The organism is Candidatus Symbiothrix dinenymphae (genome assembly GCF_001431085.1).
This window is the reverse complement of the sequence record NZ_BBRU01000441.1, coordinates 1-431: the sequence shown is the minus strand read 5'-3', so window position 1 is coordinate 431 and position 431 is coordinate 1. Positions and strand designations below refer to the sequence as shown.

Here is a 431-nt window from a genome sequence, read left to right as displayed (position 1 = left end):
GTGTCCGTGGTGATTTTACTTTCGTCGAGCACGCGGGAATCCGCAAACAATGCTTTCAACTGCGCAATCTTGGCTTCAAGCATCCCTTGAGCCTCTTTTGCCGCATCGTACTCCGCATTTTCGGACAAGTCGCCCTTGTCACGTGCTTCTGCTATTTGCTTCGTGATTGCCGGTCGCTGCTCGGATTCCATTTGAGTGATTTCCGCCTGCAGCTTGTTGTAACCATCTCTCGTCATGTAAGTTAACGCCATATTTCTTTATTTTTGTACAGACAAATAAGAATTTCGAGCAATTTCTACCCGAAACCCTTACTTTCTTCACTATTAATTTTCTTATCGGCTGCAAAGGTACACATTTTTTTTTGTAATCGGCAAGTTTTAATGATTTTTAACAGTTCAACTGCATCATCGCATTGTCTTTACCTTTTCACC

Annotated in this window: 1 protein-coding gene; it reads right to left on the bottom strand. The window is 42.7% G+C overall.

Annotation, left to right across the window (positions count from 1 at the left end; translation table 11 throughout):
* On the bottom strand, positions 1–251 hold a 251-nt coding region (locus ASC50_RS04820), incomplete at its 3' end, for a GreA/GreB family elongation factor (protein ID WP_478209966.1).
* Positions 252–431: the final 180 nt, after the last annotated feature.